17 protein-coding genes are annotated in these 17,528 nt (G+C 71.7%); 14 read left to right on the forward strand and 3 right to left on the reverse strand.

The annotated features are described in order from the left end of the window. Positions 1–2 precede the first annotated feature (2 nt). Entirely contained in the window at positions 3–992 is a 990-nt protein-coding gene (rfbB, locus tag OJ997_RS02180; RefSeq protein WP_272599264.1) for a dTDP-glucose 4,6-dehydratase, read from the forward strand. 33 nt (positions 993–1,025) lie between these two features. After that, positions 1,026–4,067 carry a P-loop NTPase fold protein gene (locus OJ997_RS02185; protein WP_270023357.1) on the forward strand — a complete coding sequence of 1,014 codons (3,042 nt, stop codon included), beginning with the start codon at positions 1,026–1,028 and terminating at the stop codon, positions 4,065–4,067. On the opposite strand, the gene OJ997_RS02190 is transcribed toward OJ997_RS02185, so the two are convergent. Further along, positions 4,064–4,474, reverse strand: a complete 411-nt coding sequence (locus tag OJ997_RS02190; protein ID WP_270023358.1) for a hypothetical protein — start codon at positions 4,472–4,474, stop codon at positions 4,064–4,066. The genes OJ997_RS02185 and OJ997_RS02190 overlap by 4 nt on opposite strands. A gap of 40 nt (positions 4,475–4,514) precedes the next feature. Between OJ997_RS02190 and OJ997_RS02195 the strand changes: the two genes are divergently transcribed. Genes OJ997_RS02195 through OJ997_RS02205 form a run of 3 tightly spaced genes read left to right on the forward strand, consistent with a single transcriptional unit; the run spans position 4,515 to position 10,788 of the window. Beyond that, complete coding sequence (locus tag OJ997_RS02195) at positions 4,515–5,201, forward strand: uracil-DNA glycosylase (protein ID WP_270023359.1); 687 nt, start codon at positions 4,515–4,517, stop codon at positions 5,199–5,201. After that, positions 5,198–6,391 (forward strand): MFS transporter, encoded by a 1,194-nt coding sequence (locus tag OJ997_RS02200; RefSeq protein WP_270023360.1) that lies wholly within the window; start codon positions 5,198–5,200, stop codon positions 6,389–6,391. Before OJ997_RS02195 ends, OJ997_RS02200 begins: the two co-directional genes overlap by 4 nt. Positions 6,392–6,429: 38 nt before the next feature. Continuing rightward, the gene (locus tag OJ997_RS02205; protein ID WP_270023361.1) at positions 6,430–10,788 is read left to right on the forward strand and encodes a DEAD/DEAH box helicase; all 4,359 of its coding nucleotides are present in this window, start codon (positions 6,430–6,432) and stop codon (positions 10,786–10,788) included. Here the strand turns inward: OJ997_RS02205 and OJ997_RS02210 are convergent. Further along, on the reverse strand, positions 10,778–11,422 hold the full coding sequence (locus OJ997_RS02210; protein ID WP_270023362.1) for a hypothetical protein: 645 nt from the start codon (positions 11,420–11,422) through the stop codon (positions 10,778–10,780). The two genes, OJ997_RS02205 and OJ997_RS02210, sit on opposite strands and share 11 nt — an antisense overlap. Before the next feature lie 94 nt (positions 11,423–11,516). On the opposite strand from OJ997_RS02210, the gene OJ997_RS02215 reads away from it, so the two are divergent. From OJ997_RS02215 to OJ997_RS02225, 3 genes are read left to right on the forward strand one after another with little or no spacing between them, the layout of a single operon-like run. Continuing rightward, the gene (locus OJ997_RS02215; protein WP_270023363.1) at positions 11,517–11,969 is read left to right on the forward strand and encodes a hypothetical protein; all 453 of its coding nucleotides are present in this window, start codon (positions 11,517–11,519) and stop codon (positions 11,967–11,969) included. Then, positions 11,962–12,735 (forward strand): Fpg/Nei family DNA glycosylase, encoded by a 774-nt coding sequence (locus tag OJ997_RS37300; protein ID WP_270023364.1) that lies wholly within the window; start codon positions 11,962–11,964, stop codon positions 12,733–12,735. Before OJ997_RS02215 ends, OJ997_RS37300 begins: the two co-directional genes overlap by 8 nt. Further along, positions 12,723–13,439 (forward strand): glycerophosphodiester phosphodiesterase, encoded by a 717-nt coding sequence (locus OJ997_RS02225; protein WP_270023365.1) that lies wholly within the window; start codon positions 12,723–12,725, stop codon positions 13,437–13,439. The genes OJ997_RS37300 and OJ997_RS02225 overlap by 13 nt, the downstream gene beginning before the upstream one ends. Here the strand turns inward: OJ997_RS02225 and OJ997_RS02230 are convergent. After that, positions 13,412–13,879: a hypothetical protein gene (locus OJ997_RS02230; protein WP_270023366.1), complete on the reverse strand. Its 468-nt coding sequence runs from the start codon at positions 13,877–13,879 to the stop codon at positions 13,412–13,414. The two genes, OJ997_RS02225 and OJ997_RS02230, sit on opposite strands and share 28 nt — an antisense overlap. Positions 13,880–13,938: 59 nt before the next feature. Between OJ997_RS02230 and OJ997_RS02235 the strand changes: the two genes are divergently transcribed. The 6 genes from OJ997_RS02235 to groES all read left to right on the forward strand — a co-directional run bounded on the left by OJ997_RS02235 (position 13,939) and on the right by groES (position 17,507). Further along, positions 13,939–14,460 carry an RNA polymerase sigma factor gene (locus OJ997_RS02235; protein ID WP_270023367.1) on the forward strand — a complete coding sequence of 174 codons (522 nt, stop codon included), beginning with the start codon at positions 13,939–13,941 and terminating at the stop codon, positions 14,458–14,460. Further along, positions 14,453–15,523 (forward strand): DUF4349 domain-containing protein, encoded by a 1,071-nt coding sequence (locus OJ997_RS02240; protein WP_270023368.1) that lies wholly within the window; start codon positions 14,453–14,455, stop codon positions 15,521–15,523. The genes OJ997_RS02235 and OJ997_RS02240 overlap by 8 nt, the downstream gene beginning before the upstream one ends. A gap of 80 nt (positions 15,524–15,603) precedes the next feature. Then, positions 15,604–16,251: a Crp/Fnr family transcriptional regulator gene (locus tag OJ997_RS02245; RefSeq protein ID WP_270023369.1), complete on the forward strand. Its 648-nt coding sequence runs from the start codon at positions 15,604–15,606 to the stop codon at positions 16,249–16,251. After that, positions 16,241–16,654 (forward strand): NUDIX hydrolase, encoded by a 414-nt coding sequence (locus tag OJ997_RS02250; protein ID WP_270023370.1) that lies wholly within the window; start codon positions 16,241–16,243, stop codon positions 16,652–16,654. The genes OJ997_RS02245 and OJ997_RS02250 overlap by 11 nt, the downstream gene beginning before the upstream one ends. An 11-nt stretch (positions 16,655–16,665) precedes the next feature. Further along, on the forward strand, positions 16,666–17,064 hold the full coding sequence (locus tag OJ997_RS02255; RefSeq protein ID WP_028062855.1) for an ASCH domain-containing protein: 399 nt from the start codon (positions 16,666–16,668) through the stop codon (positions 17,062–17,064). Between the two features lie 152 nt (positions 17,065–17,216). Continuing rightward, positions 17,217–17,507: a co-chaperone GroES gene (gene groES, locus OJ997_RS02260; protein ID WP_028062857.1), complete on the forward strand. Its 291-nt coding sequence runs from the start codon at positions 17,217–17,219 to the stop codon at positions 17,505–17,507. Positions 17,508–17,528 lie beyond the last annotated feature (21 nt).

Below are 17,528 nucleotides of genomic sequence, written 5' to 3' on the forward strand. Positions count from 1 at the left end.
AGTTGCTCGCAACCGGCGCCGCCGGCTTCATCGGCGCGAACTTCGTCCACTACACGATGCGCAACCACCCCGAGTTCGAGGTGGTCGTGCTGGACGCCCTGACCTACGCCGGCAACCAGGAGTCGCTCAAGCCGGTCGCCGACCAGATCGAGTTCGTGCACGGCGACATCTGCGACGCCGAGCTCGTCGACAAGCTGGTGGCGGACGTCGACGTCGTCGTCCACTTCGCGGCCGAGTCGCACGTGGACAACTCGCTCCACGACCCGGAGCCGTTCGTCCGCACCAACCTGGTCGGGACGTTCACGCTCCTCGAGGCCGTCCGCAAGCACGGCGCGCGCCTGCACCACATCTCCACCGACGAGGTCTTCGGCGACCTGGACCTCCACGGCGACGACCAGTTCACCGAGGACACGCCGTACGACCCGTCGAGCCCGTACTCGGCGACCAAGGCCGGCAGCGACCTGCTCGTCCGCGCCTGGGCCCGCTCCTTCGACATCCACGCCACGATGTCGAACTGCGCCAACAACTACGGCCCGTACCAGCACGTCGAGAAGTTCATCCCGCGCCAGATCACCAACGTCTTCACCGGCGCCCGCCCGAAGCTCTACGGCCAGGGCGAGAACGTGCGCGAGTGGACCCACGTCGACGACCACAACGAGGCCGTCCACCTGATCCTCTCCAAGGGCAAGCCGGGCGAGACCTACCTGATCGGCTCCGGCGACGAGCGCGCGAACAAGGAGATCCTCGAGCTCACCCTCGAGCTCCTCGGCGAGCCCGCCGACGCCTACGACCACGTCCCGGACCGCCCGGGCCACGACCTGCGCTACTCCAACGACTCCACCAAGATCCGCACCCAGCTCGGCTGGGAGCCCAAGTACGGCGACTTCCGCGCCGGCCTGCAGGCCACGATCGACTGGTACCGCGAGAACGAGTGGTGGTGGGGGCCGCAGAAGGCCGCCACCGAGGCGCGTTACTCGCAGCTCGGCCGCTAGCGCGAGCGCGCCGGTCCGTTTAGGGTCGCGGTCATGGACCGCGACCGCTTCTCGGCGTCCGTTCGCCGGGTGGCGGACCGATTCGAATACGAGCCCATCCGCGCCTCGGAGCTCGCCGACGCGCTGCTGCAGCTGCACCCGGACGAGTACGGCGCCGAGTTGCTCACCGCGCCGCTCGACGAGCCGGGCGTGGACCGGACCTTCGAGGACTGGCTCAACCGCTGCGAGCAGATCCTCGCGGCGCCCGAGGTCATCGACGGCCGCCTCGTCCTGCTGGCGCTCGGCCGGCTCGATGAGCGCGTGGGAACCACGCTGCGCCGCTCCGGCATCGAGGCGCGGCTGCGCCCGGCCGGCGCGCTGACGCCCTGGGCACAACGACGAACCGTCCGCGGATACCGGCAGCGAGCGGTGATCGTGCGCGTGCGCGTCGCCGCGTACACGGACGACGCCCTGCTCACCTTCGGCGACGGGGCTGTGCAGCGCTGGAGCCTCGCCGGTGAGCTGCTCGAGAGCCTCCCGACGCCGCGCGGCGACGTCTACGAGTGCGGCGTCGCGTCGGACGGCACCATCGTTGCGCTGATGGACAGCGGCGACATCGTCGAAGTCCCCACCGGCCGCGTGATCGCGCACCACGAGAACGCGGCGTACGCCGTGTTCGGCGGCACGCAGATCGCCACGATCGAGCGCGGCGGCGCGACCTACGTCCATCGCGTCACGACCGGCGCGCCGCTGGCCGGACCGATCCCGAGCCGATACGGCGCGGCGCTGGGTCCAGAGGGGCTTCGCATGGCGTACCCGGACGGCAGGGTGATCGCCATGCGACGGCTCGACATGACCCCACCCGGGGAGCTCGACCGGTCCTATCCCGGCGGCGAGCCCGAGGCCTGTCGCTTCAGCCCGGACGGTGAGCGCATCGCCGTCGTGCTGAGGGACGGCAACGTCGCGGTCGGCGATGCGGCCGGCGCCGTCTGGGACACCTACTCCGGGCCGGTCGACGACTGCGCGTTCAGCGCGGACGGAACACTGCTCATCACGGCGGGCCTGAACGGCGTCCAGGCCATCGACGTCGTCGCCGGCGTCCTCCGCGGCGAGCCGACCGCGAGCACCGGTGCGGACACGCTGGTGTTCACCGGCCCCGACGGGCTCGTCGCGACCTCGAACCGCGACGGCGTGACGATCTGGGAGCCGATCACGTCGTCGTCGATGCTCGCGGCCGTCTCGCCCGACTCGGCGGACGGGATCGACCGGCTGAACATCACGGCCGACGCGAACGCGCTCGCCGACGTGATCGCCGCGAAGTCGACGGTGCCGCCGCTGTCGATCGGACTCTTCGCGGACTGGGGGTCCGGCAAGTCGTTCCTGATCCGCAAGGTGCAGGAGCGGGTGCGCGTGCTGTCCAAGCAGGGCACCGCGACGCACTGCTCGCACGTGCGCAACGTCGAGTTCAACGCCTGGCACTTCGCGGACGCGAACCTGTGGGCGAGCCTCGCGACGCACATCCTCGACGCGCTCGCGAAGCCGGAGCCGGGTGGTGACGAGCAGACCGCGGCGGCGCAGCTGGCGCGGCTGGAGGAGCGGTTGGCCGCCGAGTCGGCGACCGGAAAGCGGCTGGAACGAGCGCACCAGAAGGCTGTGGCCGCGGATGCGCGGCGCAAGCTCGCGGTCTGGGCGTGGGGGCTCGCCACCGGGCGCGACGGGGCGAAGACGCTCGCGAACCTGAAGGACGCCGGCGGGCGTGTGCGACTCGCGGCGGGCGCGCTGATCCTGGTCGCGGCGGTGCTCGCGATCCTCGTGGCGGTCTTCGGCCTCGACAAGCTCGTGGCCGCGATTCCGGCCCTTGTCGCCGGCGCCGGGTTCTTCGCAGCCGCGGACAAGCGGCTCGCCTCCCTGCTCACACGGGCCGGGCCCGAGACGCCGATCGAGGAGGTCGCGAGCGGGAAGGCGAAGGCCGAAGCCGAGGCCGCCAAGGAGCGCGAGGCGAACCTGCGCCAGGAGTACGAGGACCTCGCGCACGGGCGGGCGCTGGCGCGGTACGCCGCACAGCGGGGCGCGGCCGGCGACTACCGGGCGCAGCTCGGGCTCATCTCGCGCATCCACGACGACTTCGAGCGGATGACGGAGCTGCTGCTCGCGCACGGTGACGAGGACGACGAGGACGACGCGGAGCTCCCGCGGATCGATCGCGTGGTGCTCTACATCGACGACCTGGACCGGTGCTCGCCGAAGCGGGTGGTCGAGGTGCTCGAAGCGGTGCACCTGATCCTCGCGCTGCGGCTGTTCGTGGTCGTGATCGCGGTCGACCCGCGCTGGCTGCTGCAGTCGCTCAAGCTGCACTACGCCGAGCTGCTGGCCACGGACGACGAGCCGGCGTGGGAGTCGACGCCGCTCGCCTACCTGGAGAAGATCATCCAGATCCCGTTCGCGCTGCGGCCGATGGGCGCCGACGGCACGGCTGCGCTGGTGAGCAGCCTGCTGCCGGTCTACGAGACCTCGCCCGGCGACGACGTGATCGAGGTGCCGGGGACCCCGTCGGCGGAGGCCGTGTCCCCCGGGACGACGGGTGATCGAGCCGCGACGCCGGCGCCGATGTCAGCGCCCGCCGTGCCCGCCACGGCGCCCGCGCCGGCGTTCAACCCGCGCGCGCTCGTGCTCACCGAGGGCGAACGGGACTTCGCCGCGTTCGTCGCCTGCGAGCTGCGCACGCCGCGGGCCGTGAAGAAGCTGACGAACATCTACCGGCTCGTGCGCGCCCGCCTGGACGAGGACTCCGACGACTTCGCCACGTTCCTCGAGGGCTCGGGCGCGGACATCCCGGACCACCAGGCCGTGCTGATCCTGCTGACCGTGATCATCGCCCATCCCGAGCGGGCGGCGGACCTGCTGCTCGCGCTCGACAACCCGCGGGTCGCGTGGTCACCGCGCCAGGTCGGCGGCGAGCTCGGCGACTTCCTCAACCGCGCGACGGCACAGGCCGCCAACGGCACCACGACGTCGACCGAGCCGTTCCGGCGCTGGGCACATGAGCTGGCCCGCTACTCGTTCGAGGCGGGCCAGGAGGTCTACGCGAGGCGCTAGGAGCTGCCGAGGGCGCTCGCGCGCCACCCGCCCTTCTCCTTGATGAAGGAGAAGGTGGAGGTGTTCTTGGCGTCTTCGCCCTGCTGGACCGTCGCGGTCGCGGCGGTGCCCTTGACGTCGACCTTGGTGACCTCGAGGTCGTAGTCGCTCGCGTCCTTGATGACGCGGTCCATCTCGGTCACGCAGTCGCCGCCGGCACTCTTGATCTCGGTCTTGAGCTGCGCGGCGAGGATGTCGTTGCAGATCTTCTCGGCCTCGCCGCGGGAGGCGGCCGCCGAGAGATCGTCGACGACCTTGGCGACCTGCGCCTCGTCGCCCTTGAACTCGCTGTTCGAGGTCTCCGGGGCGGTGCCGCAGGCGCTCAGCAGCAGGGCGAGGGCGGGGACGGCGATGAAGGCGCGGCGCATACGGGATCAGAGCCTAGCCGTCGATACGATCGAACGGTCCATGGCTGCCTTGGAAGCGCTCAACGAGGCGGTCGTCGACTGCCGCCGCTGCCCTCGGCTCGTCGAGTGGCGCGAGCAGGTCGCGCGCGAGAAGCGGGCCGCGTTCCGCGACCAGACGTACTGGGGCCGGCCGATGCCGGGCTTCGGCGATCCCGCCGCGCGGATCCTGATCCTCGGCCTCGCGCCCGCCGCGCACGGCGGGAACCGCACGGGCCGGATCTTCACCGGCGACCGCTCCGGGGACTTCCTGTTCGCCGGCCTGCACCGGGTGGGGCTCGCCAACCAGGCGGAATCGATCCACAAGGACGACGGCCTGCAGCTCCACGGCGCCTACATGGTCGCCGCGGTGCGCTGCGCACCGCCCGCGAACCTCCCCACGCCGGAGGAGCGCGCGACCTGCAGCGACTGGCTGGAGCGCGAGGTCGCGCTGCTCACCGACCTGCACGTCGTCGTCTGCCTCGGCGGGTTCGCGTGGGAGAGCGCGCTGCGCCTGCGGGCCACGCTCGCCGGGGCGCCGATGCCGCGTCCCAAGCCGAAGTTCGGTCACGGCGTGGTCGCCGACGGTGAGCCGTGGCCGCTCCTGGGCTGCTTCCACCCGAGCCAGCAGAACACGTTCACGGGCAAGCTGACGCCGCCGATGCTCGACGAGGTCTTCGAGCAGGCGAAAGCGCTGGCCTGGGCGCCGTGAGGCGCTACCTCGAGATCCTGCGCTCGCCCTACGTGGGCGTGCTAGTCGCCTCGTCGCTGTTCTCGCGGCTGCCGATCGGCATCAACGCGCTCGCGATCGTCCTCTACCTGCGCGAGCAGACCGGCTCGTTCGCGGTCGCGGGCGGCGTCTCCGGCGCGCTCGCGTTCGGCTCGGCGCTCGGCGCGCCCGTGCAGGGCCGACTGGTGGACCGGATGGGCGCGCGCCGCGTGCTCCTGCCCGTTGCGGTCATCCACGCGATGTCGCTCGGCGCGATCGTCGGCCTCGCCGAGCTGGACGCGCCGACGCTCGTCCTGCTCGCGTGCGGCTGGATCGCCGGCTTCGCGGTCCCGCCGACGTCGTCCGTGCTGCGCTCGATGTGGACCGACCTCGTCGAGCCACGCCTGCACCAAGCCGCGTACGCGCTGGACAGCACGATGATCGAGCTGATCTTCATCAGCGGCCCGCTGCTGACCGCGATCATCGCCGCGATCACGTCGCCGGCGGGGGCGCTGATCGTGAGCGCCATCGCGGTCGTGGTCGGCACCGCGATCTTCACCGCGCTGCCGCCCACCCGGCACGTGGACAACCCGGACGAGGATCACCCGGCGCGGGGGTTCCTCGGCGCGCTCGCCGCGCCCGGCGTGCGGATGCTGGTCATCACGTCGTTCCCGACCGGCGTCGGGATCGGCATGCTCGAGGTCGGCATCCCCGCGTTCAGCCGCGCGGAGGGCGCGCCGGAGGTGGCAGGCGTCCTGCTGGCGATGTGGTCGTTCGGCAGCCTGGTCGGCGGGCTCGCGTACGGGATGATCCAGCGCCGCTCGCTGCACCGCACGCACCTGGTCCTGTCGGCGGTGCTCCCGCTCACGCTGCTGCCGCTCGCCGCCTCGCCGAGCGTGTGGGTGACGGCGCTGCTGGTGCTCCCGGCGGGCTGCTGCATCGCGCCGCTGCTCGCCACGCGCAACGAGCTCGTCGGCGGCGTCGCGCCGCCCGGCATGCGGATCGAGGCCTACACGTGGCCGATCACGTCGTTCGTCGGCGGGATCGCGGCCGGCGCGGCGCTGTGCGGCGTGCTGGTCGAGGGCCCGGGCTGGCGGACGGCGTTCGTCGTCGCCGGCGCGATCGCGCTCACCGGCGCGCTCGCCGCGATCCTCGGCCGCCAGGCGCTGAAGCCGCCCGCGCGTCCGATTTGATCTATCCATCAGCCTGAACTCGTAGTGTGCTTCGGTCCATGGCTGATCCGCTCGCTCAGTTCACACCTCAGGTTCGCGAGTGGTTCGGTCGGGCGTTCGCGAGCCCCACGGAGGCCCAGGCGCAGGCGTGGCCGGCGATCGCCACGGGCGAGCACGTGCTCATCTCCGCGCCGACCGGCTCGGGCAAGACGCTGGCCGCGTTCCTGTACGGGCTGGACCGCTTCGTCGCGAACCCCACGCACGAGCAGACGCGGCTGGTCTACGTGTCACCGCTGAAGGCGCTGAGCTACGACGTCGAGAAGAACCTGCGCGCGCCGCTGCGGGGGATCGGGGCGGAGCTGAACGTCGCCATCCGCACCGGCGACACGCCGCAGAAGGAGCGGCGGGACATGGTCAAGCACCCGCCCGACGTGCTGATCACGACGCCCGAGTCGCTCTACCTGATGCTGACCTCCGGCGCCCGCGCGATCTTCGAGGGCACGGAGACCGTGATCCTGGACGAGATCCACGCCGTCGCGCAGACCAAGCGCGGCGCGCACCTGGCGATCACGCTGGAGCGCCTGGTCGAGCAGGCCGGGCGCGACGTCCAGCGCGTGGGCCTCTCCGCCACGCAGAACCCGCTCGAGGAGGTCGGCCGCTTCATGGTCGGCCCCAAGCGCAAGGCGACGATCGTGGACACCGGCGTGCGCAAGCCGCTGGACCTGAAGATCCACGTGCCGGTCGAGTCGATGGTCGAGCCGGAGTCGCTGGACCTGGACCTCGATCCGTTCGCGGGCCAGGAGGCGACGCGCAAGTCGATCTGGCCGGCGATCTACCCCGAGCTGCTCAAGCTGGTCAAAGAGCACACCTCGACGCTGATCTTCGTCAACAACCGGCGCGCGGCCGAACGGCTCGCGTTGCGGCTGAACGAGATCGCCGAGGAGCCGATCGCGCGGGCCCACCACGGCAGCCTCGCCCGTGAGGAGCGGCTCGTCGTCGAGGAGATGCTCAAGGCCGGCGAGCTGCCGTGCCTGGTGGCCACCAGCAGCCTCGAGCTCGGCATCGACATGGGCGCCGTGGACCTCGTGCTGCAGGTCGAGTCGCCCAAGTCCGTGACCGCCGGCCTGCAGCGGATCGGCCGCGCCGGCCACAACGTCGGGGACACCTCGAAGGGCCGGATCTTCCCGAAGTTCCGGGCCGACCTGCTCGAGTGCGCGGTCGTCGCCCAACGCATGCGCGAGGGCCTGATCGAGACGACGGTCGTCCCGCGCAACCCGCTGGACGTGCTCGCGCAGCAGATCGTCGCGATGGCGGCCACGGACGAGGACACGCCGCTCCCGGTCGACCAGCTCGCGGCGATGCTCGCCCGCACCTACACGTACTCCGAGCTGTCCCGCCAGCAGCTGGAGAACGTGCTGGACATGCTCGACGGCCGCTACCCGAGCGAGGAGTTCGGGGAGCTGCGCCCGCGCATCGTCTGGGACCGCGTGAACGGGAACATCCGCGCCCGCAAGGGCTCGCGCGCCCTCGCCATCACCAACGCGGGCACGATTCCCGACCGCGGCCTGTACTCCGTGAACCTCCCGGACGGCCGCCGCGTGGGCGAGCTGGACGAGGAGATGGTCTACGAGGCGCGACCCGGCCAGACGTTCCTCCTTGGCGCCTCGAGCTGGCGGATCGAGGAGATCACCCGCGACCGCGTGATCGTCACCCCCGCGCCGGGCGTGCCGGGCGCGGTGCCGTTCTGGAAGGGCGACGGGCTCGGCCGCCCGCGCGAGCTGGGCGAGGCGATCGGCGCCTTCGCGCGCTGGGCCGTGGACCAGGACCCCAAGGACCTGGCCGAGAGCCATCACCTGGACGAGAAGGCCGCGGTCAACCTCGTCCAGTTCCTGCGCGAGCAGCAGGCGGCGACGCGGGTCATCCCGTCGGACAAGACGATCGTCATCGAGCGCTTCCGGGACGAGATCGGCGACTGGCGCGTGTGCGTGCTCAGCCCGTTCGGCGGCCGCGTGCACGCGGCGTGGGGGCTTGCCCTTTCCGCTCGGATCCGCGAGGAGTACGGGCTGGAGTCGGACGCGATCTGGTCCGACGACGGCATCATCGTCCACCTCCCCGACGCGGACGAGCCGCCGGGCGAGGAGCTGATGCTGATCGACCCGGACGAGCTCGAGGACCTCGTGGTCGGCGAGCTCGGCGGCTCCGCGCTGTTCGGCGCGCGCTTCCGCGAGAACGCGGGCCGCGCGCTGCTGATCCCGCGCGCCTACCCGGGCCGCCGCACCCCGCTCTGGCAGCAGCGCCTGAAGTCCCAGTCGCTGCTGGAGGTCGCGCGCCGCTACGCGCAGTTCCCGATCGTGCTGGAGACGTACCGCGAGGTTCTGCGCGACGTCCTGGACCTCCCGGGCCTGCACGACCTGCTGACCAAGCTGCACCGGCGCGAGCTGTCGCTGGTGCCGGTGGAGACCGAGACCGCCTCGCCGTTCGCCTCCGGCCTGCTGTTCGACTACGTCGCCACGTACATGTACGAGGGCGACCAGCCCAACGCCGAGCGCCGCGCGGCCGCGTTGGCCCTGGACCGCGAGCTCCTGCGCGAGCTGCTCGGCCAGGAGGAGCTGCGCGAGCTGATCGACTCGGGCGCGCTGGACACGGTCGAGGCCGATCTCCAGCGGCTTTCCGAGCGCACGAAGGCCGACAGCGTGGACGCGCTGCACGACGTGCTGCGCCGCGTCGGCGACCTCACAGAAGACGAGGCCAAGGCGCGCGGCGGCACCACCGCCTGGCTCGAGCAGCTCAAGGGCGAGCGCCGCGCGGCCAAGCTGCGTGTCGGCGGCGAGCAGCGCTGGGTGGCGGCCGAGGACGCCGGCCTGTACCGCGACGCGCTCGGCGCCGTCCCGCCCTCCGGCCTGCCCGAGGCGTTCATCGCCGACGTCCCGGACGCGATGGAGCGGCTCGTGCGCCGCTACGCCCGCACGCACGGCCCGTTCGAGACCCAGGCCCTGCGCGCCCGCTACGAGCTGGACCTCACGCCCGTGCTGGAGAGTCTGGAGTCCTCGGGCGCCCTCGTCCGCGGCGAGCTGCGCCCCGGCGGCACCACGCGCGAGTGGTGCGACCCCGAGGTGCTGCGCCGCCTGCGCCGCGCCTCCCTGGCCGCGCTCCGGGCCGAGATCGAGCCCGCCGACCAGCGCGCGCTCGCCCGCTTCCAGGCCAACTGGCAGGGCGTGGACCGCCACCCGCCCGCGGGCGCCGGGGTCGACCGGCTGCGCGAAGCGCTCGTGCCGCTGCAGGGCCTCCCGCTCCCGCTCGAGGTGTGGGAGCGCGACGTCCTCCCGCGCCGCACCGGTGCCTACTCGCCCGCCTGGCTGGACCAGCTGTGCGCGAGCGGCGAGGTCGTCTGGGTCGGTGCGGGCGCGCTGGGCCGGCGTTCCGGCCGTGTCGCGCTCTACTTCCGCGACGACGCGCCGCTCATCGGCCCGCCGCCGAAGGCCGCCGACTCGCCCACGGAGCCGATCCACACCGCCATCCGCGAGCGCCTGCAGGCCGGCCCGTGCTTCTTCACCGACCTCATCAGCGACATCGCCGGCTTCTCGACCGAGGAGCTGCAGAACGGGCTCTGGGACCTCGTGTGGGCGGGTGAGGCGACCAACGACGCGTTCGCGCCGCTGCGCTCGCCCAAGCTCACCGCGGCCACGCCCCAGTGGTCCCAGCGGGCGCGGGCCGAGCGCAAGCGCACGTTCGGGTCGAGAAGGCGCGGCGGCGCGCAGCCCGCGGTGCAGGGCCGCTGGTCGCTCACGCCGGCGCTGTTCCGGGCGGGCGACGAGGACCCCTCGGCCCGCCGCCGCACGCAGGCGGAGCTGCTGCTCGAGCGCTACGGCATCGTCACCCGCGAGCAGGTGCTGGCCGAGGGCATCCCCGGCGGCTTCTCGAGCTTGTACGACTCACTCGCCGCGCTGGAGACGATCGGCGTGGCGCGCCGCGGCTACTTCGTCGAAGGCCTCGGCGGCGCGCAGTTCGCGCTCCCGGGCGCGGTCGAGCGCCTGCGCGCCCAGAAGGACGACGACGCCGCGCCGCCGATCGTCCTCGCCGCGACCGACCCCGCGCAGCCCTACGGCGCGGTGCTCAAGTGGCCGGAGTCGCCGCGCCGCCCGCAGCGGGCCGCGGGCGCCTACGTCGTGCTGGGCGGCGCCGAGCCCGTCCTGTTCGTGGAGAAGGGCGGCAAGGGCCTGCAGGTGCTCGTCCCCGCGGACGATCCGCGCGTCCAGCCCTCGCTGGAAGCGCTGGTCGACTCCGTCAAACGCGGCCGGATCAAGCGGCTCGCGATCGAGAAGGTCGACGGCGAGCCCGTCGTGGGCTCGCCGTACGAGGAGCTGCTGATCGAGCTCGGCTTCCGGGCCGGCCCGCGGAAGCTGACGCTTACGACTTGACGTCGATGTCGAGCGCGACGCCGTCGGCGATCACGGCGCTCGTCACGAGCGTGCCCGGCTTGAGGTCCGGGTCGGTGCACGAGCCGGCGCCGTAGTCGTCGTCGCCGCCCAGGTCGACGGGCGGGTCCTCTTCCTCGGTCGCCTCGACTTCTTCCTCGGCCCAGTGCGGGTCGCCGGTGGTCGCGTCCTCGGTGACCTCGACGTACTCCTCATCCGCCGGCGCCTCCTCCTCGGCCTCCTCGTCCAGACACTGCGAGGACTCCGAGACCAGCGCGGTGACGCGCCCGCCGACGAAGCGGTCGATCGTGACCGTCTCGCCGTCGTAGGCCCTGATGCGGCCGGCGTTCTCGGCGCCGTCACGGGTGCCGTCGCCGTCCGTGTCCGGCTTGCGCGGGTCCGTTCCGACGGTCACCTCGTCGCCGTCACGCAGCTTGTCGCGGTCGCTGTCCGCCTTGCGCGGGTTGGTCTTGAGCGCGAACTCGCGACGGTTCTTGACCCCGTCGCGATCCGTGTCCTTCGTCTTCCAGTGGCCGGACAGCTTGTTCGTCTTTGCCCAGCGTTCGATCGGCGTCGCCGCGTCCGCCGCCGGCGCGAGGGCCAGCGCGACGGCGACGACCGCCATCAGGATTCGCATATCCCTTTGGTACCCAGTCTCTGGACGCACTTAGCCGTTTTCTAAATGTGTCCAGAGGGCACGCGCCGGTCGGCCATCTACGCTCGCCGTCAGCGTGCTCCGCAGGGTGATGATCGACACGATGGTGTTCGACGCGCTCCACGACGACCCCGACGGCGGCGCGGCGGTGGTGGAGGCGATGCGCCACGGCGAGCTGCTGCTGCTCACCACCCACGTGCAGGAGGACCAGCTGGCCGCGATCCGCGACCCCGTCCGGCGCAAGGCGCTGCAGCGGGTGCCGCGGACGGTCGTGCCGTCGACCGTGCCGATCGCGGGCGTGACCCGCACGGGCCGGGCGAAGGTGAACCCGGACAGCGCCTACGCTCGTATGCGCGACGTGCGGCATTTCCAGGACTCCTTGATCGCGGACGCGACGGCGGCCCAGGCCGACCTGCTCGTGACCGACGACCGGCGGCTCGCGCGTGAGGCGTACGAGCTCGGCAACGACGTCTGGAGCAGCGCCGAGCTGTTGGAGTGGGCGAAGGTCCGCCGGTCCCGTCGTGCCTGAGGGCGACACGATCCACTACGCGGCGAACCGGATCCGCCCGGTGCTCGCGGGGAACGTGCCGGACGCGATCGAGACGCCGCACCCGCGTTTCGGGCGCGACCGCTGGCCGGAGCGACTGGCGGGACGGGCGGTGGAAGCCGTCGACGCGCACGGCAAGCACCTGTTCATCCGCTTCGAGGGCGGGCTCGTGATCCACAGCCACCTGCGCATGACCGGCAAGTGGCGCGTGCGCGACGCCGACTGGGAGACGCCGCGCAACACGTGGCTGATCCTTCGCCACGCGGACAAGCTCGTCGCCCAGATCAACGGGCCGGTGCTGGAGCTGATGACCTCCGGCCGCACGCGCTTCGACCGCCGGCTGGCGATGCTCGGCCCGGACATCCTCGCGCCCGAGCTCGACGAGAAGAGCTTCCTGCGCCGCCTGCGCGAGGACGACCCGACGCGGACGATCGGCGACGCGCTGCTCGACCAGCGGATCATCGCCGGGATCGGGAACCTGTGGAAGGCGGAGGGCTGCTTCGAGGCCCAGATCGACCCGTGGCGGCCGACCGGCGAGGTCTCCGACGCGGAGGCGCTCGCGATCGTGCGCGTAACCCGGCCGCGGATGCAGCAGTCGGCGCGCGACGGCATGCAGGAGCGCTTCAAGGTCGTCTACGGGCTGCGCGGCGAGAACTGCCCGCGCTGCGGCGAGCTGTCAAAGATCCGTGCACGCGGGCAGGGAGACGACAACCGGACGACATACTGGTGTCCTAGATGTCAGCGCTGAGACGGATCGGGCACAAGGGCGCCGACCTCATCGTCCCGGGCAACACGCCCGCCTCGTTCGACGCCGCGCTCGCGCACGGCGTGGACATGATCGAGTTCGACATCCTCGAGCACGAGGGCCGGCTGCTGCTCGCCCACGACTACGAGCACGTCGACGGCGCGCCGACGCTCGAGGAGGGCCTCGCCCACCTCGCGGGCAGCGCGTTCGACGGGATCGAGCTCGACGTGGACCTCAAGCTCCCCGGCTACGAGGAGCGCGCGGTCGCCGCGCTGCGCGAGTACGGCCTCGTCGAGCGCACGCTCGTGTCGACGATGTGGATGCGCTCGCTGGTCACGCTCCGCGCGCTGGAGCCGCGGCTGCGGCTCGGCTGGAGCGTCCCGCGCCTGCGCAACGACCCCACGCAGTCCTGGCTCACCAAGCTTCCCGCCTACGCGGGCGCCGCGTGGGTGCGGACGAAGCTGCCCAGCTCAGCCGCCGCGCACATCCGCGCGGGCCGCTGCGACGCGGTGATGTCCCACTGGCGGCTCGTCACGCCGCGGCTCGTGCGGGCGATCAAGGACGCGGGCGGCGAGCTGTACGTGTGGACCGTCGACGACGGGCCGCGGATCGGCAAGCTGGAGCGACTCGGGGTCACGGGGGTCATCACCAACGACCCCCGGTTGTTCGGGCCCCGGCCTCAGAGCACGCAGGTCGCGGCGGAGTAGCCCGCCGGGTCGGAGCCCGCCTTGGACGGGTGCCCGGCCTCCGTGACCACTTCCTGCTGGCGCGGGAGCGCTTCACCGCGGCGCCAGCGGAACTTGACCACGCCGCGCAGCGTGGACGGCGCGGACTGCTTGGCGAACGCGAAGCTCCAGCCGTACTCGACCGGCAGGCCGCGCGCGGTGCCGACGTTGCGCCAGCCCGAGTCGGCGTCCTCGACGTTCTCCCAGCCGCCGTCCGCGGTGCGGTACTGGACGCGGAAGCGCATCGACAGGCGCGCACCCTTCGGTGTGCCGGGCATCGACGCCCGGATGCCGACGGCGTCAGGCTGCTTGGCCGTGTCGCACACGTTGACCGTGGCCCAGGTGTCCGCCGGCTCCTTCGCCGAGGCCGCGCCGGGTGCCAGCACGAGGACGAGCAAGGCGGCAAGCAGCAGACGGGGCATCGTCGGCGAAGAATCTAGCGCGGGCTGTGATGGTTTCCAGACGCCGTCGTAGTGAGGGTGTGACGGCCACTACAGCGACCGTTCCCGCCACCGCCGAACGAGCCTTCGACTTCGATGCGCTCTACCGCGAGTCGCGGGACGACGTCTTCGCCTACGCCGCGACCCTCCTACGGGACAGCGCGGCGGCGGAAGACGTGACAGCGATGGCGTTCGAGCGCGCCTACCGCAAGCGCTCACGCTTCGACGCCCGCCGCGGCTCACCGCGCGCGTGGCTGTTCGGCATCGTCCGCAACGCGGCGCTGGACGAGCTCCGACGGCGCAAGCGCGCCGCGACGGCACCGATCCCCGGTCCGCTGCACGAGCCGGGCCCGGATGAAGCCGCCGAGGCGGCCGCCGAGCGGGACGCGGTCCGCGCCGGGCTCGCGAAGCTCGGCGCCCGCGACCGCGAGGTGATCGCGCTCAAGTACCACGCCGATCTCTCCAATGCCGAGATCGCCGAGGTGCTCGGCGTCACCGTGTCGAACGCCGGCACGCTCCTGAACCGCGCCATCAACAAGCTTCGGGAGGCCCTCGATGCCTGACCTCGAGACCCTGCTGCGGGAGACCAAGCCCGCCCCCGACCCGGCGTGGACGCTCAAGCTCGACTCGCGCGTCGCGCACCGCTTCCCGAACCCCCCTTCGCGGCCGCGGGCGGCGCTGATCCGCGTGGGCGAGCACATGGTGGCGATCGTGGCCTCGCTGGCCGTCGCGGGGGTGATCGGCATCGTCATGATCGCCGGGCTCTCCGGCACCGGCGGCGGCGACGATGAGCCGGCGAGCAGCGCCTCGTACACGGAGTCCACCACCAGCGAGGACTCCGGCAGCGGCGGGTCCTCGTCCGCACCCGCGGCCGAGGCGACCCCGGAACCGCTCTCCACCGTCTCCCCGACGACGAGCTCGCCGGACGAGAAGCGCGCCGTCCGGGCCAGCGCCTCGCTCACGCTCGCGACGACGCCGGATCGCGTCCAGGGCCTCACCAACCGCGCGATCACGATCGTCGACCAGCTCGACGGCTACGTGCAGAGCTCGGAGATCGACCAGCCCAGCTCGCGCCGGGCGATCGCGAACCTGTCGCTGCGGATCCCATCCGCGAAGCTCGACGACGGGCTCGGCCGCATCTCCAAGCTCGCCAACGTCCAGTCGCGCACCCAGCAGACCGAGGACCTGACCGACCAGCGCGAGGCGATGGAGGCGGCCGTGCGCGACGCGCGCTCCGACCGCGACGGCCTGCGCAACCGGCTCGAGAAGGCGACCACGGACAAGGAGCGCCAGCGGCTGCGTGCGCTGGTCAACCAGGCGACCCGCCGCGTCACCCGGCGCACGCGCGAGGTCAACGAGCTCGGCCGCGACGTCAGCTACGCCACGGTCGACCTGGAGATCCGCGGCACGAAGTCCTCGGGTGCGGCCGCACCGGCCGACGACGACGGCCGCTGGACCGCGGGCGACGCGGTCGGCGACGCGGTGCGCGTGCTCGAGGTCGTGGCGGGCGTGTTGGTCATCGTCCTCGCAATCGTTCTTCCGATCGTCGCGATCGGCGTCCTGGCGTGGATTGCGGTCCGAATCACCACGCGCCGACGGCGGGAGCGCGCACTCGAGGGGGCATAGATTCCGCTGGGAGTGGTAGACCCCCCGGGTACGTGACGGGCAGCACACTCCCAACCGCCGAGCTTCTCTCCCGCGTCCCGGTGTTCGCCTCACTGGGTCCCGACGACCTCGCCCTGGTGGCCGAGGTCTCTCACCCGCGTCGCTTCGGCGCGGGTGAGGTCGTCTTCCGCGAGGGCGACGAGTCCAACACCTGCTACGTCGTCCGCACCGGCCATGCGCGCGCCGTGCGCGAGCACGCCGACGGCCGGCAGATCGCGCTCGCGACGTTCGGTCCGGGCGACATCTTCGGCGAGCTGGCGATGTTCGACGACGAGCGCCGCAGCGCCACGGTCGAGACGATCGACGCGATGGAGGCGCTCGCCATCCTCGGCCCGGACATGCGCCGCGTGATGCTGCGCCGCCCGCAGCTCGCGGTCGCGCTCGCCAGCTCCCTCGCGCGCCGGCTGCGCGCGACCAACGAGCGCCTCGCCAGCCAGTCGTTCCAGACCGTGCAGTCGCGCGTGGCGGGCGTGATCCAGCAGCTCGTCGAGCAGGCGGTGACCGAGGGCGCCTCGCCCGAGGAGGTGCAGATCACGGCCACCCAGGCCGACCTCGCCATGCTCGCCGGCTCCTCACGCGAGTCGGCTTCCCGGTTCCTCGCGACGCTCGAACGGGCAGGGGTGATCTCTCAGGGTCGCGGCCGGCTGGTCGTCCACGACCCTGACGCGCTGCGCAACTATGTCTACTGAGCTCGAGACGTCTTACGGCGGAGTGGTCCTGCGGGGAGAAGAGCTCCTCGTCATCACCCCCGCGGGCAAGACCGTCACCGGGCTCCCCAAGGGCGGGATGGAAGCGGGCGAGACGCCGGAGGAGGTCGCAGCACGCGAGGTGCGTGAGGAGACGGGCGTGGTCGCGACCGTGCTCGAGCCGCTCGGCGATGTTCGCTACACCTACCGCCGCGGCGGCCGGCGAGTCCGCAAGACCGTCCACTTCTTCCTCTGCGAGTACGTCGACGGCTCCACGAGCGACCACGATCACGAGGTCGACGACGCGCGCTGGATCGCGCTTTCACACGCCCAGGAGACACTTTCCTACCCGGGCGAGCGAGCCTTGATCGAGCGCTTGTTGTCCAAGAAGGCCTCCGGACGCTAGTCTGCCGCCTCGTGCAGGTCCTCAACTTCTACTCCACGGTGTTCGCCGACCAGATGAAGCGCGGTCGCAAGACCGCCACCATCCGCCTCGGCGACAAGCGGCACAAGTACCGCAAGAACCAGGTCGTGCTCGTCACCGTCGGCTACCAGTACTCGCCGCGCGAGAAGCTGTTCCACGCCGTCATCGACAACGTGGAGGTCAAGCGGGTCAAGGACCTGTCTCCGCGGGACATCGAGCACGACAACCCCGAGTTCCGCCGTACCGAGGAGCTCGTGCACTTCCTCAAGCAGATCTACGATCGTGAAGTCGCGCTCGACGACACGGTCACGGTGGTGCGCTTCTCGCAGATCGTCGAGAACCCCCCGGATTTCCAGGATCGCCTGCGCGGCGTCGGCGGCGCTCAGAATTAGCGCCACCTAAAGGAATTGGCACTCTTGTGAAGCGAGTGCCAATTCCCTCTTGACGACCTCGACTTTCGTCGTATCATGGGCCGCCGCTGGCACTCTCGCTGTGGGAGTGCCAACAGGATTCCGCAGGCACCCATCTGAGTGGAGGTCACTCAATGAAGCTCAAGCCGCTCGGCGATCGTCTGATCGTCAAGGCCGTCGAGGAGGAAGCGACCACTGCTTCCGGCATCGTTCTTCCCGACACGGCGAAGGAGAAGCCCCAGAAGGGCAAGGTCCTCGCGGTCGGCGACGGCAAGCTCGACGACAACGGCACGCGTCAGCCGCTCGACGTCGTCGAGGGCGATGAGGTCCTGTACTCGAAGTACGGCGGCACCGAGATCACCGTCGAGGGCGAGGATCTCCTCGTTCTCCGTGAGTCGGATGTCCTCGCCAAGGTCACTGGCTGACCCCCTAAGGAGATTTAGACT

Origin of the sequence: Solirubrobacter phytolaccae (genome assembly GCF_027587195.1) — a bacterium.
Classification (GTDB): domain Bacteria; phylum Actinomycetota; class Thermoleophilia; order Solirubrobacterales; family Solirubrobacteraceae; genus Solirubrobacter; species Solirubrobacter phytolaccae.

What these genes read in the sequence shown, in the direction of transcription:
- OJ997_RS02185 (WP_270023357.1), top strand. Translation starts at nt 1,026, where the DNA reads ATGGACCGCGACCGCTTCTCGGCGTCCGTTCGCCGGGTGGCGGACCGA.
- OJ997_RS02190 (WP_270023358.1), bottom strand. Translation starts at nt 4,474, where the DNA reads ATGCGCCGCGCCTTCATCGCCGTCCCCGCCCTCGCCCTGCTGCTGAGC.
- OJ997_RS02195 (WP_270023359.1), top strand. Translation starts at nt 4,515, where the DNA reads ATGGCTGCCTTGGAAGCGCTCAACGAGGCGGTCGTCGACTGCCGCCGC.
- OJ997_RS02205 (WP_270023361.1), top strand. Translation starts at nt 6,430, where the DNA reads ATGGCTGATCCGCTCGCTCAGTTCACACCTCAGGTTCGCGAGTGGTTC.
- OJ997_RS02210 (WP_270023362.1), bottom strand. Translation starts at nt 11,422, where the DNA reads ATGCGAATCCTGATGGCGGTCGTCGCCGTCGCGCTGGCCCTCGCGCCG.
- OJ997_RS02225 (WP_270023365.1), top strand. Translation starts at nt 12,723, where the DNA reads ATGTCAGCGCTGAGACGGATCGGGCACAAGGGCGCCGACCTCATCGTC.
- OJ997_RS02230 (WP_270023366.1), bottom strand. Translation starts at nt 13,879, where the DNA reads ATGCCCCGTCTGCTGCTTGCCGCCTTGCTCGTCCTCGTGCTGGCACCC.
- OJ997_RS02240 (WP_270023368.1), top strand. Translation starts at nt 14,453, where the DNA reads ATGCCTGACCTCGAGACCCTGCTGCGGGAGACCAAGCCCGCCCCCGAC.
- OJ997_RS02250 (WP_270023370.1), top strand. Translation starts at nt 16,241, where the DNA reads ATGTCTACTGAGCTCGAGACGTCTTACGGCGGAGTGGTCCTGCGGGGA.
- groES (WP_028062857.1), top strand. Translation starts at nt 17,217, where the DNA reads ATGAAGCTCAAGCCGCTCGGCGATCGTCTGATCGTCAAGGCCGTCGAG.